14 protein-coding genes are annotated in these 15,866 nt (G+C 57.0%); all 14 read left to right on the top strand.

What is annotated here, in order from left to right; translation table 11 throughout:
* Window positions 1–14 precede the first annotated feature (14 nt).
* The 14 genes from MHI24_RS26860 (at window position 15) to MHI24_RS26925 (ending at window position 15,755) form a co-directional block, all read left to right on the top strand.
* Window positions 15–500, top strand: coding sequence for a YtxH domain-containing protein (locus MHI24_RS26860; RefSeq protein WP_340022607.1), 486 nt, complete (start codon window positions 15–17; stop codon window positions 498–500).
* Between the two features lie 72 nt (window positions 501–572).
* Entirely contained in the window at window positions 573–1,046 is a 474-nt protein-coding gene (locus tag MHI24_RS26865) for a DUF1572 family protein (protein ID WP_340022608.1), read from the top strand.
* A gap of 157 nt (window positions 1,047–1,203) precedes the next feature.
* On the top strand, window positions 1,204–2,010 hold the full coding sequence (gene racE, locus MHI24_RS26870; RefSeq protein ID WP_340022609.1) for a glutamate racemase: 807 nt from the start codon (window positions 1,204–1,206) through the stop codon (window positions 2,008–2,010).
* A gap of 238 nt (window positions 2,011–2,248) precedes the next feature.
* The gene (locus MHI24_RS26875; protein ID WP_340022610.1) at window positions 2,249–3,460 is read left to right on the top strand and encodes a M14 family zinc carboxypeptidase; all 1,212 of its coding nucleotides are present in this window, start codon (window positions 2,249–2,251) and stop codon (window positions 3,458–3,460) included.
* Window positions 3,461–3,842: 382 nt separating this feature from the next.
* On the top strand, window positions 3,843–4,781 hold the full coding sequence (locus MHI24_RS26880) for a sugar ABC transporter permease (RefSeq protein ID WP_340022611.1): 939 nt from the start codon (window positions 3,843–3,845) through the stop codon (window positions 4,779–4,781).
* A gap of 25 nt (window positions 4,782–4,806) precedes the next feature.
* Complete coding sequence (locus MHI24_RS26885; protein ID WP_340022612.1) at window positions 4,807–5,643, top strand: carbohydrate ABC transporter permease; 837 nt, start codon at window positions 4,807–4,809, stop codon at window positions 5,641–5,643.
* A 102-nt stretch (window positions 5,644–5,745) separates the two neighbouring features.
* Complete coding sequence (locus tag MHI24_RS26890; protein ID WP_340022613.1) at window positions 5,746–7,110, top strand: extracellular solute-binding protein; 1,365 nt, start codon at window positions 5,746–5,748, stop codon at window positions 7,108–7,110.
* A 79-nt stretch (window positions 7,111–7,189) separates the two neighbouring features.
* Window positions 7,190–8,935 (top strand): histidine kinase, encoded by a 1,746-nt coding sequence (locus MHI24_RS26895; protein ID WP_340022614.1) that lies wholly within the window; start codon window positions 7,190–7,192, stop codon window positions 8,933–8,935.
* Window positions 8,916–10,520: a helix-turn-helix domain-containing protein gene (locus MHI24_RS26900; RefSeq protein WP_340026805.1), complete on the top strand. Its 1,605-nt coding sequence runs from the start codon at window positions 8,916–8,918 to the stop codon at window positions 10,518–10,520. Before MHI24_RS26895 ends, MHI24_RS26900 begins: the two co-directional genes overlap by 20 nt.
* Before the next feature lie 590 nt (window positions 10,521–11,110).
* A complete protein-coding gene (locus MHI24_RS26905) occupies window positions 11,111–12,463 on the top strand; it encodes an FAD-dependent oxidoreductase (RefSeq protein ID WP_340026806.1) in 1,353 nt (450 codons plus the stop codon).
* A 24-nt stretch (window positions 12,464–12,487) separates the two neighbouring features.
* A complete protein-coding gene (locus MHI24_RS26910) occupies window positions 12,488–14,608 on the top strand; it encodes a family 16 glycoside hydrolase (protein WP_340022615.1) in 2,121 nt (706 codons plus the stop codon).
* A gap of 175 nt (window positions 14,609–14,783) precedes the next feature.
* Window positions 14,784–15,035 carry a hypothetical protein gene (locus MHI24_RS26915; RefSeq protein WP_340022616.1) on the top strand — a complete coding sequence of 84 codons (252 nt, stop codon included), beginning with the start codon at window positions 14,784–14,786 and terminating at the stop codon, window positions 15,033–15,035.
* Window positions 15,036–15,170: 135 nt separating this feature from the next.
* Window positions 15,171–15,473: an iron-sulfur cluster assembly accessory protein gene (locus MHI24_RS26920; protein WP_340022618.1), complete on the top strand. Its 303-nt coding sequence runs from the start codon at window positions 15,171–15,173 to the stop codon at window positions 15,471–15,473.
* Between the two features lie 42 nt (window positions 15,474–15,515).
* On the top strand, window positions 15,516–15,755 hold the full coding sequence (locus MHI24_RS26925) for a DUF1450 domain-containing protein (protein ID WP_340022619.1): 240 nt from the start codon (window positions 15,516–15,518) through the stop codon (window positions 15,753–15,755).
* Window positions 15,756–15,866 lie beyond the last annotated feature (111 nt).

Raw genomic sequence — 15,866 nt, forward strand, 5'->3', positions numbered from 1 at the left:
CGAAGGAGAGATGCATGATGAGAAAAGATACCAAAAGCTTGTTCTGGGGTGTGCTTGCCGGCAGCGTGGTGGGAACGGTGACAGCCTTGCTGTTCGCTCCCAAGCCGGGCAAGGAGCTGCGTAAGGATATCGCCGAAGGTACGGCTGATGCGGTGGATAAGGTCCAGACTATCGCCGGCCAGGCCAGCGAGAAGACTACGGAAATTTACGGCAAGGCGAAGGAAGCAGTAGTCTCTGTGGCCCATGAGGTGAAGGAATGGAGCAAGTCCGTTAAGGGTGCGGTCGAAGAAGCAGATGTGGATGTGGCCACAGTAAGCGGCATTGCCGGGCAGGCTGTGGAAGCTACGGATGCCGTGGAAGCTGTGAAGGATGAGATTGCCGCTTATGAGGCTGCGGAGCAAGCCGCCGTGGCTGAAGCGGAGATCAGCGATGTGACAGGTACAGATGCCGCCGTAGCTGAGGCGCTTGAAGATGGGAAGAACGCAGAGAAGCTGTCCTAAGCTTCGCTTGACAGATAGGGAGCCGCTCTCCGCCGGCAGGCGGGGGCGGCTTTTTAAAAGGGAGGGAATCTAATGAATTATGATTTCAACAGGGAGTGGCTGTCAAAGAAGTTTGCAGAGATTCGAGACCGTATACTGAAAGCTCTGCGGCAGCTTAATGATGAACAAGTGAATTGGAGACCTGACCCTGCAAGTCATAGCATATCGACATTAATAAAGCATATTGAAGGCAACATTCAAGAAAGAATTATAAAGGGAATCCTGCATCAGGACATTCAGAGAAACCGTGACGATGAACTCAAACAAACCTATATTCCAAGGTCGGAACTGGAAAAAGTAATTCAAGACAGATTTGATCTGGTGATCAGCACGGTAACCAATATCACCGATGAAGAGCTGGAGCACACACAATGGGTCAGAAGCCGGGAAAGAACCAATCTGGATATGCTGCATCAATGCGGAGCACATTACTCGGAGCATATGGGGCAAATATTTTATATCGCCAAGCAAATTTTACAAGAAAATTACAAGTCCACATCCATATAAAGCACCTTACTTAGCAACGGAGCAGAGCATCCTTATCCTTGACTTGAACTCACCGGGTAAATGGAGTATTATCTGCAATTGGGGCTGAAAATAGTGGTACACTTTATTCCGGCCTTACATAAGCTACACAAAACAAGTTAAAGGATGCGGTGTGTTCGTGCAGCAAGCCATAGCTATATTAGACTCAGGAGTGGGAGGCTTGACCGTGGTCAAGGAAGTGATGCGGCAGCTCCCCCGGGAGAAGATCATCTATTTCGGCGATACAGCAAGAGCCCCGTACGGACCCCGTTCAACTGAGGAAGTGAAATTGTTCACCGAACAAATCGTGGACTACTTAATTCAATTTAATCCTAAAATGATTGTCATTGCCTGCAACACCGCCACCGCCGCCGCCCTTGATTATATTTCTGCCAAGGTTGCCGTTCCGGTGATCGGCGTCATTCACCCCGGTGCCCGCGCCGCCATCAGCGCATCCAAAAGCGGCCGGGTCGGCGTCATCGGCACCATAGGTACCATTGCAAGCGGAGCCTACACGGCGGCGCTGAAGCAGCTATCGCCCTTCGTTGAGGTGGTCAGCCAGGCCTGCCCGGCCCTTGTCCCTTATGTGGAGCATGGAATGTTCCGCTCGGTGGAGAGCCACCTGGCTGTAGCCGAATCCCTGAACGGGATCAAATACGAGCCGATAGATACCCTGATCCTGGGCTGCACCCATTATCCGTTCCTGGTTGAGCCGATCAGCAGGGTGATGGGGCCGGGCGTTAAGCTGATCAGCTCGGCGGATGAGACCGCGCGGGAGATCAGTACGATTCTCTATGATAAAGGCCAGCTGGCCAGCGGGGATGACAGCCCGATTCACCAGTTTTTCTGCAGCGGGGACGCGGAGATGTTCCAGCGGATCGCCCGGGACTGGCTCGGAGAGCAGATCAGCCGGACGCCTGTCGTCTGGCAAGTGTCCGCCATGTAGCCTCTGGGCTATGGAGCGTTGAACTGAATAGGGACAAACCCTGAAGGGTTGTCCAGCGTAAAGAGACCGGGAGGAATTCCCGGTCTTGCTGTGTCTGCTGGTGTGAACCGGTGCACTTGTGACATTTCCACATGACCCGCTGCCGCCGTTCATATATTAGGCTAAGGGCTGTGTTCCGTATCTCTTTCGCGGGAGAAGCAAGGGACAATCGGCTCAACAGGCCGGGAGGATGAGGCATATGCAGCAATACATTGCCTGCAGGGGAGATACCGTTAGCCGTATCGCCGCAAGGCACGGATTGACACCAGAGCATGTCATACAGGGGAATCCATGGGCTGGCAGCCAGCCCTATCTATACCCGGGACAGGTGCTGTTCCTGCCGTCTGCCCCGCGCAAGCGTTATGCGGTGCAGGCGGGGGATGACGTGTACAGCATCGCGTCTTTATTTGGTGTGGGCATCGATGAGCTGGAGCAGCTCAACCCCGGCGTCAGCTCCGGGCGCCACTGCCAGCCGGGCAAGATTCTGGTCATTCCGGCCGGGAGCCGCCGGAGCGGGGTCTGCCTTCGCGGCGAATATGGGCCGGCGGAGGCGGAAGCGGATGCCGCACGGCTGGCGGCTCATTATTCTGCCTGTGTCCATTCTGAAGTGATCGGGCACAGTGTGCTGGGCCAGCCGATTACGCTGCTGCGGATCGGCAGCGGTCCGCGCCACCTGCATGTGAATGCGGCGCTTCATGCCAACGAATGGCTGACCGCACCCTGCCTGATGCGGTTCATCGAAGAGTATGCGGCTGCCTTCACATCAGGCGCAGACTGGCACGGCCACCGGCCGGCGGACTGGCACCGGGACTGGACGCTGTGGGCGGTGCCGATGGCGAACCCTGACGGTGTCCAGCTGGTGCAGGAGGGAGTGCTGGCGGACCACCCCTATTACCGGGAGCTGATAGCATGGAACAGCGGCCGCCGCAGCTTCCGGCACTGGAAGGCCAACATCCGCGGCGTGGATCTGGGCGACCAGTTCCCCGCCCACTGGGAGGAGGAACGCGACCGGCGGCAGGTTCCCGGCCCGGCCCCGCGCGATTACAGCGGCCCTGCGCCGCTCAGCGAGCCGGAGGCTGCGGCGCTGGCAGCGCTGGCCGAGCGCGTTCCGGGCGATGCAGCCGTCTCTCTGCACAGCCAGGGTGCGGAGATCTACTGGAACTACCGGGGCTATGAGCCGCCGGAGAGCAGGCAGTGGGCAGCCCGGCTGGCGGCGGCCAGCGGCTACCGGGCGGTGGAGCTGACCGGCAGCGATGCCGGCTACAAGGACTGGTTCATCCAGCGCTTCCGCAAGCCGGGCTTCACGGTGGAGCTGGGCATAGGCAAGAACCCGCTGCCGATGGCGGACTTCAACGACATGGCGCTGGAGACCGGCCTGATTCTCGCGGCGATCCTGTCCAATTTGAAATAAATATGAAACAATCTCTGCAATTTGCGTAAGATAACAGCAAAGGGTGCGGCCGCAATTCTGACTAATCATGCTTTGCGGCTGTATCCTTTTTTTGGTGCGGGATGAAGGGCATAAGTGCCCCTTCCACCCGCTCCATCCCCCAAAGGTCAAAATAATACACATCAACCCGTATGAAAGCTATACCGTACTTCCATAGGTCCCTTGCTAGAATGGGCTTATAGATAAGCGGCAGACGGGAAACGGCTACAGCAAAGAGCCAACAGCCAGCCTCAAGTGTCTGCCGGGAAAGTGAGGGCGAGATGGAGTACGATACATTTGCATTAATTAGTTGTAAAAGCCCGCTGACTATCCTTTGCGGCGCAGCAGCAGAGGTGAGCGTGCGATGAGCGGGACTGCGGTTACCCGGACGGCGGACAAGCCCGCTGCCCGTACGTACTGGACGCGCAAGCGGCGGGAGCAGCTCGCCGGCTGGCTGTTCATTGCGCCGGAGGTCATCGGGATGCTGGTCATCGCGGTGTTCCCGCTGCTGTTCAGCCTGTTCCTCAGCCTGACGGAGTGGAACCTGGTCGGCGGCTTGTCGGCGATCCACTTCGTTGGCCTTGATAACTTCATCGAGCTGTTCAGGGACAACCGTTTCCTGCTGGCGCTGAAGAATAATGTGCTGTTCACCGTCGGCACCGTGCCGGTCACGATGCTGCTGGGCGTGGTGCTCTCGGCGCTGATCCATAAGAAACTGTACGCCAAGACTTTTTTTAAGGTCGCCTTCTTTGTTCCTTATATCTGTTCCACGGTAGCGATCGCGGCGGTCTGGCAGGCGCTCTATCATCCGTCCAAGGGGCCGGTGAATCAGATCCTGATGCAGCTTGGGGTGTCCGAACCGCCGCGCTGGCTGGTCGATACCAGCTTCTCGCTGATTGCGATTATGATCATCTACGTCTGGCAGCTGCTGGGCTACCAGATGATTATCTTCCTGGCCGGGATGACGAACATTCCCGAGGAGCTATATGAGGCGGCGACGATTGACGGGGCCAGCGGGATCGGACAATTCCGGCGGATTACGCTGCCGCTGCTGGGACCGACTACCTTTTTCCTGGCGATAACGAGCACGATCTCTTCCTTCAAAATCTTCGACATGATCAAGTTCCTGACGAACGGCGGGCCGAACTATTCCAGTACCGTTATCGTGTACCAGATCTATGAAGAAGGGTTCGAGCGCTTCAAAATGGGCTACGCCTCCGCGATGTCCTGGGTGCTGTTCCTCATCATCATGCTGGTGACCTCGATTACCTGGATGACGCAGAACCGCAAAGTCCACTACTAGTCTAAGGCGAAAGGAACGAAAGGCAATGACAATGAAAAAACTCAAGCCCGGCAATCTGATCTTCACGGTCCTGTTCGCCCTGCTGTCGGTATTCTTCCTGATGCCGCTGGTGTGGATGCTGTCGGCCGCCTCGAAGACGGAGAAGGAGGTCTGGACCTTCCCGATTCAGTGGATTCCTACCGATTGGAACCTGGCCGCCAACTTCAAGGCGGTGTGGATGGGGGATGTGGCCTTCGGGTTATTCTATATGAACTCACTCAAAATCGCCCTGATCTCCACCCTGGCCACGATCGTCATCTCCGCGATGGCCGGGTACGCGCTCGCCAAGCTGGATTTCAAGGGCCGGGCGCTGATCTTCACCCTGATGCTGGCCTTCATGATGATTCCCGAGCAGGCGACGCTGGTGCCGCGCTATATTATGATTAAGGAGCTGGGACTCTATGACTCCCATGCAGCGCTTATTCTGATGGGGATGTTCTCCAGCTACTTCACCTTCCTGCTGCGCCAGTTCATGATCGGCATTCATAATGATATGCTGGAAGCGGCCGAGCTGGACGGCGCCGGGTTCTTCCGCATCTTCTGGAGTGTCGTGCTGCCGCTGAGCCGCCCGATTCTGGCGACGGTGGGGATTATCAAGTTCATCTGGACCTGGAACGATTACCAGGGGCCGCTGATTATGCTCAATTCGACCAAGCTGTACACGATTCCGCTGGGGATGCAGTTCTTCAAGGAGGAATTCGGCACGCAAATCTCCGTGATGATGATGGCCTCGGTGGCTGCGGTTCTGCCGCTGCTGGTGCTGTTCCTGGTCCTCCAGAAGCAGGTTATCAACGGCATTGCCATCGGCGGTGTCAAAGGCTAGAGGTCAAAAAAGTCTACGCGCATACCGCAATCCTGTACACGGTATGCGCGGACCTTCGATTGTATAATGAGCTTGCAGAACATAAATCTAGGGGGAATTGCTGTGAAGAAACTATCAATCATGCTCGCCAGTATGCTGCTTATGCTCTCGGTCAGCGCGTGCGGCGGAAATGGCGGGAACGGCGGGAACGGGGCAGGCAGCTCAGCGGCCACCGATGCACCGGGGGCAGCGTCAGCTGATCCGGGGGCGGCAGGCAAAGCCAAGATCAAATTCTACACCTTCAAAGCAGATAAGCCGGAGGAGCCGATCTACCAGGCTGTTCAGGCGTATAACGAAGCCCAGGATAAAGTGGAAGTGGAGTATGAATCCCTGGTTCAGAACAGCGACAGCACCGATTTCATGAAAAAGCTGGATATTCTCGTCGCCGGGGGCGAAGTGGTCGATGTGTTCATGACCGGCAATGAGGATGAGCTGCTGGAGCGCGCTTCGCGGGGAGTTGTGGAACCGCTTAATTCTTTTTTTGAACAGGAAAAGATCACTCCAGAGGATGAATATTCCAAGCTGCTGAAGCTGGAAGACAAGGTCTACGGCATTCTGCCCAGCTCTACGCAGTGGCTGACGGTCTTCAACAAGGACCATCTGGAAGCGGCGGGCCTCTCCTTGCCGGAGATGGGCTGGACCTGGGATGATTTCCGCGACTATGCCAAGAAGCTGACCACCCCGGAACATTACGGAACCTACTTCCACACCTGGGGCGAATATCCGAACATTATCGCTTACACCGAGAAGCCGCATCCGCAGCTTAGCGCGGACCTGAAGCCGATTTTTGACGATCCGTCCTTCGAGTACTTCTTCAACCTCCGCCGTGCGATGGAGAAAGAGGATAAAAGTGTTGAGCCGTATGCCGATGTGCTGGCCTCGAATTATCATGTGCTGCAGCAGTTTTTTGCCGGAAATGCCAGTATGCTGGCCGTCCCGAGCTATGCCGTCAGAGCGGCGCTGAATCAGGAGAAGTTCCCGCATGAGTTCCAGAGCATGTATGCTCCGCTCCCCCGTTCGGTGGACAGCAAGGAGCTGGGGATGACGAATATTTCCGGCGGCGGCCTGGCGATGGGCGCGAAATCAGCGAACAAGGAAGCCTCGTATGACTTCATCCGCTGGATGTCCAAGGAATCCTACAAGTTCACCAAGGAGATTCCTTCGTTCAAGGGCGTGGACGGAGCGGAGCTGATCAACGGCTTTTTCGGGGAAAATACAGATCTGATCGATACCGCCTCCCTGACCAAGACGCTGTTCGACCCCAACATCAAAATGCCGGACACCTTCAGTGTACCGTATGGCAGTGAGCTGAAAGCGATTGTGGAGAACGGCTTCGCCAGCTTCATCCTGGATAACCGCAGCTTCGATGAAGTCAAGGGTGAGATGACCGCGGAAGTAGAGAAGGTCGTGCAGGCGAACCAGAAATAACGATTAGGCAAAAGGCGGCAGCGATTATGGATTATAATAGGGACGTTGAAGTTACATTACAGTGCAAGGTGGAATCCGGATGAAATGGTTAAGCCGTTTTTCGTTCCATCGCAGACTGCAGTTCACGTTCCTGATCCTGATCCTGCTGCCTTTCGTTGTTGTAACCTTCTGGTCGTATACCTCTGTCCGCGAGAATGTGAGTGAGAAGATCGCCCGTTCCAATGAGGAGACGTTGAAGGTGATTGGCAGCCAAATCGAGAAGACGGTGGACAACATCTCGTTCGTCTCCGTCTATTTCTCCGAGGCGTATGATCCGGCGGTGCTGGAAAGTCTGCGTTACTTACAAGATACCGCGAGCTTCGGCAATTACCGCGTGTATACCCATTACAACAAACTTAGGACTACTGCGAATATTCTGTCGGTCCAGTCGCTGGATGCGGACCTGCAGATTATGCTGGTCAACCGGGAGAACCGGGTGCTGATCGGCAGCCAGGAGTATCCGGTTTTCTCGGTGCTGCCGGAGGCGCTGCTTCAGGAGAGCGGCAGGCTGGATGAGCGGGAAAAAGTGTCGCTGCAATGGTTCCCCTACGGCGGCACTCCCGCAGCACCGGATTATTATTATGCGGTACGCTTCATTGCCGACCCGCTTAATCAGGACAAGCTGGCAACGCTGTATGTGGGCATTCCGAGCCATTATTTCCGCAGCCTGCTGGATACGGGCAATGCGGGGAGCCGGCTGTCTCTGTTGGATCAGCAGGGGAGGAATATCGCGGTTACGGGGGAAGCGGGGCTTACCGATGAAGGAGCGATGCTGGTCAGTGAGACCCGCATTCCTAAGGTAGGCTGGTTACTTACCGGTAAGACGCCACGCAGCTCCATCGACAGCCACATTAACCGTGAGTTTCTGGTGTCGATCTCGCTGATCGGCTTGTTCTTCCTGGCCTTCCTGCTCCTGTCCATGCTGTGGGCCGGATATATTAACAAGCCGATCAGCCTGCTGCGGGCCAGCGTCAAGCAGTATGTCGGCGGTAACCGCGCGGTGCGGATTCCGGTGCAGGGCAAGGATGAAGTCGCGGTGCTGTCGGGGGCCTTCAATCAGATGCTGGACGATATGAACGGGCTGCTGCAGCAGGTTGAGAGTGAGCAGGAGGAGACAAGGCGGCTGGAGCTTCAGGCGCTGGCGGCGCAGATCCGGCCGCATTTTCTGCTGAATACGTTGAACTCCATTAAAGTGGATCTGCTGCTCAGCGGTGACGAGCCGCACGGGGCCATGATCGATGCGTTGATGAAGCTGCTGCGTGTATACATTCATGTCGACAAGCCGCTAAAGCTGGCCGAGGAATGCAGGGTGCTGGGCAGCTATGTGCAGGTGATGCAGATCCGCAACCGTCTGGATATTGCCTTTGAATGTGCGGTGGGCGAGGCGGAGGGAGAGGTGATGCTGCCGCGCCTGCTGCTGCAGCCGATTGTCGAGAATGCGATCAGCCACGGCTTCTCGGCCCGTCCGGAGCATCCGGCTATCCGGCTCGAAGCCGTCATGGAGCAGGACCTGCTGAAGATCAGCATCAGCGACAACGGCCGGGGGATGCCGGAGGACAAGCTTCAGCGGCTGAACCGCCGCCTGCAAGGCCATGAAGACCCGGCGCTGTGGCCGGACAAAGGGGTCGGGCTGGTGAACACCGCCCGCCGTCTGCAGGTCCTGTACGGTTACCGTGCGCGGCTGAGCGCGGAGGCAGGCCCGGAAGAAGGCATGACGTTCACACTATATATCCCTGTACACCAAGAGAAGGAGGCGGCTGCCCTTGATGACCCTGATGCTGATTGATGATGATGTCCCGATGCTGGAATATGTAGAATATCTGCTCGGGCCGCTCGGGCTGGAACTGCAACTGGTGGCTTCGGCGTATAGCAGTGAAGATGCGCTGGAGCAGTTCCATGCGGTGCTGCCGGATATCGTGATTGTCGATATCGGGCTGCCGGGCATGGACGGGCTGGAGCTGGCCGATGCCTTCCGCAGCACGAAGCCGGAGGTGCGTCTGATTTTCCTGACCTGCTACGAGGATTTCCATTACTCGAAGCGGGCCATTCAGCTTGAGGCGGATGATTACCTCATCAAGGATGAGCTCTCGCCCGAGCAGCTGAAGAGCAGCCTCACCAAGGCGATGAGCCGCTTCAAGGGCCGCGAGGAACTGCTGGAGCGCTACTCCTTCCGCCAGGCGATTGAGCGCAATAAGGAGGTGCTGAAGCAGAGCTTCCTGAAGCAGCTTTTGTCGGGTACAGCCGCTCAGGAGGGCACCCTCGCGTTCGGGGAACGCCTGGGCATCTCCTTCAGGCATCCGTATCTGCGCTACGGATTTATTCATATGGATGCCGCTTCCGTTACGGAGCGCTACCGGTATCAGGATATCCCGCTGATTCATTTTGCGGTGAACAATATCGCACTGGAGCTGGCTGGCGGGGATACTTCCATTACGCCCGTCATGAGCAGGGACGCTGACCTGGATCTGCTCTGGAATGTGGCCGACCCCGGCAATGCGGGGAACCGGCTGGCTGAATTCATGCAGGCGGTGCAGGAGAAGGTGGAGCAATATCTGAAGATTACTGTACGCGGGTTCTATTCAGAGTCCTGCGCTAAGGTGGATCGCTTCGACGGGTTATACCGGACGCTCACCGGCAGCCGGGAGAACAATTTCTATGCTCCGGCGCTGCCGGTAGCTGTGCTGGATGCGCAAGCAGACTTCGCGCAGACCATTGAGTGGCGCGGAGAGAAGGAGCGTGGGATGCTGTCCCTGGCGCTGGCGGAGCAGCAGGCCGCCTGGATCGATCTCGCGGTCAACCAGTACACGCAGCAGGCTGCGGCAGAGCGGCTGCTGCCCCGGCTGGTGAAGGAGGCCTACGGCAGCTTCGTCCGCCAGATGGCTTACGAGGCCGGGGAGGCGGCCGGGGAAGCCTTCTTCACGCAGCTGGAGCAGACGGTACAGCTTGAGGAAGCGGCCAGCCTGACCCGGCGGGAGCTGCGGCGGTTGTGGCGGGAGCACACACTGGCCCCGGCTGCGGCGGAAGCCAAGGATATCCGGCTTCAGGCGGTGGACCGGTTCCTGGAGGAGCACGCGGACCGGATGGTCACCTCAACGGATATGGCTGAGCATCTGCATCTGAATGCCAGCTATTTCTCCCGCTACTTCAAGAAGCTGGCTGGCGTTAATTTCACCGACTACGTCAACCAGTACAAAATAAAGATGGCCATCGCCATGCTGGCCCGCCCGAACGAAACAGTGGAGAATGTCGCCTACACCCTCGGCTTCTCCGACCGGGCCTACTTCTCCAAGGTGTTCAAGAAATACAGCGGCCGGAACCCGAGCGAGTATAAGGCGGGGCCGGTGGAGGAGGATGGGGACAGGCCGGAATAGGATCGGGCTGGGCGGTGACAGGATGAGGTGGAACCGGAATAGGATGAGGCACAGTCGTAACAGGATAGTGCAGAGCCGTAACAGTAGAGCAGCAGGTTTGAACTAGTGAGAATGGTTTAACTGATGCCGTGCTAACAGGTTCGTCGTGTTGCGGAGTCGTGTTCCAGATAAGGAGCAAGCGGAGAGCTTTATTGCATTCCGTACAACTAAAACATCTGATTTACCACCGATTATCCATTTAGCTGTAAAACGTACATTTAAACTATCCCCTCCACCCTGGTTCTCTCTCGTTTGGGCGAATATAGTTGTACAGACTACAGTTAGAAGAGAAAATCCTTCCTTTGCAAGGTTTTTAAAAGTACAGATTACAACTATCGCAGAATGTTCGCTTCCCCGGAATAGTCGCTTCGATGCTCTAATTGAATGACGCGCAGCCGCAAAAGGTCAAAACTGTGCACCGCCACAAGCAATCAGTCTGCACGCTATCGAAGCCTCCGCCTCACTATAATAGTGGGGAACAGATATAGCTTATTGCTGAGCAAAGGAATTAACAATAAGCATCGAAGTGGAATTTTGGAGGAGGAACAATGATGAACAGAACTGTATTTACCCTGCCTGCGGAGGAGATCGCGGTATCCTATGAGGTGGATGTGCTGGTGGCCGGCGGCGGGCCTGCCGGCGTGGCGGCGGCGATTGCTGCGGCCCGTAGCGGGGCGCGGACACTGCTGATCGAGCAGCGCGGCTTCCTGGGCGGCATGGGGACCGTTGCCCTGGTGCCGGCCTTCTGTCCCTACAGTGACGGGGAGAAAGCCGTGGTGCGCGGCATCGGCCTGGAGCTGCTGGAGCGGATGAAGGCCGGGTGTGAGCCGGAATTCCGCGAGCGCTTCGGAAATGAGCTGGACTGGGTGCCCATCGACCCGGAGGTACTGAAGCGTGTCTACGATGAGGCGGTAGCGGAGAGCGGGGCAGAGGTGCTGCTCCATACTGTCGCCAGCCAGACCGTGATGGATGAGACCGGCAGAAGGATTGACGGCGTAGTGATCGTGAACAAGTCCGGACGGAGCCTGATCCGCGCCGGAACGGTTATTGATACGACCGGCGATGCCGATCTGGCTGCCCTGGCCGGTGCGCCCTTCCATAAGGGCGGGGAGGGCGGCGACCTGCAAGCCGCGACCATGTGCTATCTGCTGGCGAATGTGGACCGCCGGCGGTTCGAGCAATACCGGATTGAAAGCGGTGACACTGACCAGATCCATCAGGCGGTGCAGCAGGCCCAGGCGGACGGGAAGCTGCCGCAGGGCCGGGACTCCGTCTCGGGCCTGTCCTGGGTGGCCGATTATCTGGTCGGGGTGAACTTCGGCCATGTGTTCGGCATCGACGGCTCCCGTGCTGAGGACCTGACCCGCGGGGCGATAGAGGGGCGTAAGCTGGTCCTCCGCCAGCTTGAATTCTTCCGCGACTATGTTCCCGGCTTCGAGCAGGCCCATCTCGTCTCCACCGGCGAGCAGATCGGCATCCGCGAGACCCGGCGGATTGTGGGCGACTATGTGCTGACGCAAGAGGATTTCATGAATATGGTATCCTTCGCGGACGATATTGCCCGCAACAGTTATTTCATTGATATTCATATGGCGCGCAGCAGCGGGGCGATGCATATTCACCATCTGCCGCCCGGGAAGTCGCACGGCGTTCCTTACCGTTGCCTGCTACCGGTTGGCTTGGACAATGTGTGGGTGGCGGGCCGCGCAGCCTCCTCGGACCGTGTGGTACAAGGGTCGCTGCGGGTGATGCCCAACTGCTTCGCCATGGGGCAGGCGGCCGGGATGGCCGCAGCAATGGCCGCAGCAGCGGGCGGCGGGAGCCGGAGCATGGATGTTCCGCAGCTCCAGCGCAGGCTGATGGAGCAGGGAGCCTGGCTCGGCGAAGCCTTGGCTGCGTTATAACTTACCTTCAGGAGAGTGATGGATGTGACAGGCTCTAACGGCTATTCTCCCCGCAATACCGGCAGGCGGCGAAGGCTTCCCATGCTGGTGATGATTTTCGTGCTGCTGCTCGGTCTCGGATCAGGCATTTCAGGACCGGCTGCTTCCGCTGCCGGAACCACCTATTATGTCGATGCCGTCCAGGGCAGCGACAGCTACTCAGGCACCAGTGAAGCAGCGGCCTGGAAGACGCTAGGCAAGGTGAACAGCATGACCTTCAATCCGGGCGACCGGATTCTGCTCAAGGCAGGCGGCGTATGGAATGACCAGTATCTGGACCTGCACGGCTCCGGGACAGAGGGCAGTCCGATTACGGTGGACCGCTACGGCAGCGGCGCCAAGCCGCTGATTAACTTCGGCAACACAGCCGCAGGCGGCGAAGGCTTCGGTGTCCGGCTGCGCAATGTCTCCTACTGGGAGATTAACAACCTGGAAATCACAAGCGGGCAGCACGCCACCGACATGCGCCGGAGCGGAGTGCTGGTCGTTGGTGAAGGCACAGGAGCCGGGGATTTCCGGCATATTGTAATCCGCGGTCTCGATATCCACGATATCTTCGGCACAGACCGCCGGACAGGCGGCATTAACTTCCATGCGCGCGGATCGGGCTCCGCGCCGGAGAGCACCTGGGATGGTATCCTGATCGAGAACAATACGGTGATCAACGTGGCGGATACGGGGATTCAGACGATGACGGATGCTTTTCTCAACAATGCCTGGACGCATAAATTTGACGCCTTCCGGGGTGTGGTCATCCGCGGCAATACCGTGGAGCGAATCCACCGGGACGGTATCCTGGTCAGAGCCGCTGTGTCCCCGCTGATCGAATACAACAAGACGAAGTCCATCGGCGAAGCTTGCGACATTGACCCTGCCGTGGTGAATTATCTGGACAACATTGCTGTCGTGGCGGCACAGTGGGCTTATTATACGACCGGCGCGCTTTTCCAGTACAATGAGGCTTCGGATACCCGGATGCTGGAGGGGGACGGCCAGCCGTGGGACTTCGACGTTGAGGTGCATGACAGCATTTACCAGTACAATTACAGCTACAACAACGAAGGCGGCACCCTGCTCGTCATGAACAACACGAACAACAACATCTTCCGCTACAACATCAGCCAGAATGACCTGGACGGCAACGGGGCGTTCCATCTGCTGAGCGGCGGGGGCAATCTGCACATCTACAACAATATCATCTACCGTTCCGGCACGCAGAACCGGGCGCTGACCCATGCGAGTAATACAGGGATGGTCTACTACACGAACAATATTTTCTATAATGCCGCCAGCGGACAATACACGAACAGCCCTAGAATGACGTACAGCCACAACAGCTTCTACGGCGCGAATGCGGGCGTCCCAAGCGATCCCTACAAAATCACCGGCAACCCCGGGCTCGCCAGCCCCGGCACCGCAACCGGACGCGAATCGGCAGACGGCTATAAGCTGCTCCCGTCCTCCCCGCTGATCCACGCAGGTGTATCTGTCCCGGACAATGGTGGTCTGGACTATTTCGGGAATCCGCTCTATAACGGTGCGCCGGATATCGGGGCTTATGAGTTCCAAGGGACAATTACACCACCGGCTACGCTGTTCCAGGACGACTTCGAGGATAATGATTACAGCGGCTGGACCACCTCCGGGGGAGCCTGGAGCGTGACGGAAGACGGGACCCGCACGTTATCGCAGACTTCCGGGAGCGGTGAGGCGCTTGCTTACACTGGAGATGCGGCCTGGAGGAATTACACGTATTCGGCCCGGGTTAAGCTGCTGAATACATTCGGCAACGTAGGGCTGCTGTTCCGTTATGCAGATGCTTCCAATTACTACCTGTTTCGGCTGAATGATTCAGGCGACAAGGCGGAGCTGCTCAAAAAAACCGCCGGCACGCTTACCGTGGTCAGCAGCACGAATACTGCCGTTATCCCCGGCCAGTGGACAGAGCTGAAGGTGAGCGTCAGCGACAGTACGATTACAGCATCGGCGGGCGGCGTGCAGCTGATCGAGTGGACCGATCCGGCGGCACAGCCGGCCGGTGGCTTGATTGGGCTGCGGATGCACTCCAGCACCGCACGGATCGACGATGTGAAGGTGACTGAGTAGATTGTCGATTAAGCTTGTATTATGGCGATGCGATCGATCAAATTTTAGCTTAAAACTGAAACGTTTCCTGCACAATTGCGTAAACTACAGCAAAGGGTGCGGCCGCTATCCTTCGACAGGTGTTGAGCGGCTGTGCCCTTTTTCTAATTAGAATGATGAGCAGGGAGGGCTAATCGTGAAATTCAGAAAACTGTTGTCACTCAAACAATGGTCTCATATATTCCGCAGCTCCTGGCATTATCTTGTTTCCCCTAATGTTGCCTTGGCTGATAAGCTGCTGTTCACTATCCCCGCGCTGCTCTACTGGGTGCTGCCGGATGTCATGCCATTCGTTCCGATTGACGATATCGGGGTGACGATGCTGCTGATGGGCTGGTTCACTGCGCGGATGGACCGTAAATATGCGGCGGTGAAGCAGGGAAGATGACGTTTTAGCGACTATTTGCAGGAGAGCAGAGCGGATTTAGATGGGATCTGTAGCTAATGGTTGCTTTATCCGCCGCGATTCCTTAAAATGAATTATTGAGTATTTAAACTATAGATGCTTGGGAGATGGAACAGGATGAACGTCAAAATTACCCGCAACGCGGCTAAAGTGATAAAGAAAACAATGGAGCTGGAAGGCAACAGCGAGCTTAAACTGCGTGTAGCGGTTACTCATGCCCATGGCGACCATGCCCACTACGGCCTGGATTTGGACACGCCTAAGGAGAACGATGTCGTGATCTCCACCGACAAGGAAATCGATGTCATTCTGGACAAGGACCAGCCGCTGCTGGATGGCGTGAAGATCGATTATCTCTACTTCCCCGAAGAAGGCTTCGTGATTACTAATCCGTCTAAAGGAAATCATGGCGATCACTAATGGATTCGCCCGTATTTTACGGACATAAAGAAGGGTTGCTTCATGGCTAACGATATTAGAATCTGTGACGAATGCAATCATATCAAAATGAAAAGCATCGTGCCCAAGCTGATGAAAATGGCGCCGGACGCCGAGATTAAGACAGGCTGCATCTCCTACTGCGGCCCATGCGGCAAACGCCCGTTTGTCTACATCAACGGCCGCTACATCAGCGGACCGTCCGAGGATGAGGTGCTGGCCAAAGCGGCCGCCTTCGTCAAACAGCCGGCAGAGAAGAAGTAATTCCGATCTGCTGCGCCGGCAGCATCTGCATCGTGCAGCCCCCGCTTTTTTGGCGGGGGCTGTTTTGGTTTGTGCGGATGTATGCGGAAAAGTGAACACATTGGGCGGTGT

The sequence above is a fragment of the Paenibacillus sp. FSL K6-1096 genome, from assembly GCF_037977055.1.
Classification (GTDB): domain Bacteria; phylum Bacillota; class Bacilli; order Paenibacillales; family Paenibacillaceae; genus Paenibacillus_AQ.

Coding starts and splice junctions, on each gene's coding strand:
- MHI24_RS26860 (WP_340022607.1), top strand. CDS start 15: ATGATGAGAAAAGATACCAAAAGCTTGTTCTGGGGTGTGCTTGCCGGC.
- MHI24_RS26865 (WP_340022608.1), top strand. CDS start 573: ATGAATTATGATTTCAACAGGGAGTGGCTGTCAAAGAAGTTTGCAGAG.
- MHI24_RS26875 (WP_340022610.1), top strand. CDS start 2,249: ATGCAGCAATACATTGCCTGCAGGGGAGATACCGTTAGCCGTATCGCC.
- MHI24_RS26880 (WP_340022611.1), top strand. CDS start 3,843: ATGAGCGGGACTGCGGTTACCCGGACGGCGGACAAGCCCGCTGCCCGT.
- MHI24_RS26885 (WP_340022612.1), top strand. CDS start 4,807: ATGACAATGAAAAAACTCAAGCCCGGCAATCTGATCTTCACGGTCCTG.
- MHI24_RS26895 (WP_340022614.1), top strand. CDS start 7,190: ATGAAATGGTTAAGCCGTTTTTCGTTCCATCGCAGACTGCAGTTCACG.
- MHI24_RS26900 (WP_340026805.1), top strand. CDS start 8,916: ATGACCCTGATGCTGATTGATGATGATGTCCCGATGCTGGAATATGTA.
- MHI24_RS26905 (WP_340026806.1), top strand. CDS start 11,111: ATGAACAGAACTGTATTTACCCTGCCTGCGGAGGAGATCGCGGTATCC.
- MHI24_RS26920 (WP_340022618.1), top strand. CDS start 15,171: ATGAACGTCAAAATTACCCGCAACGCGGCTAAAGTGATAAAGAAAACA.
- MHI24_RS26925 (WP_340022619.1), top strand. CDS start 15,516: ATGGCTAACGATATTAGAATCTGTGACGAATGCAATCATATCAAAATG.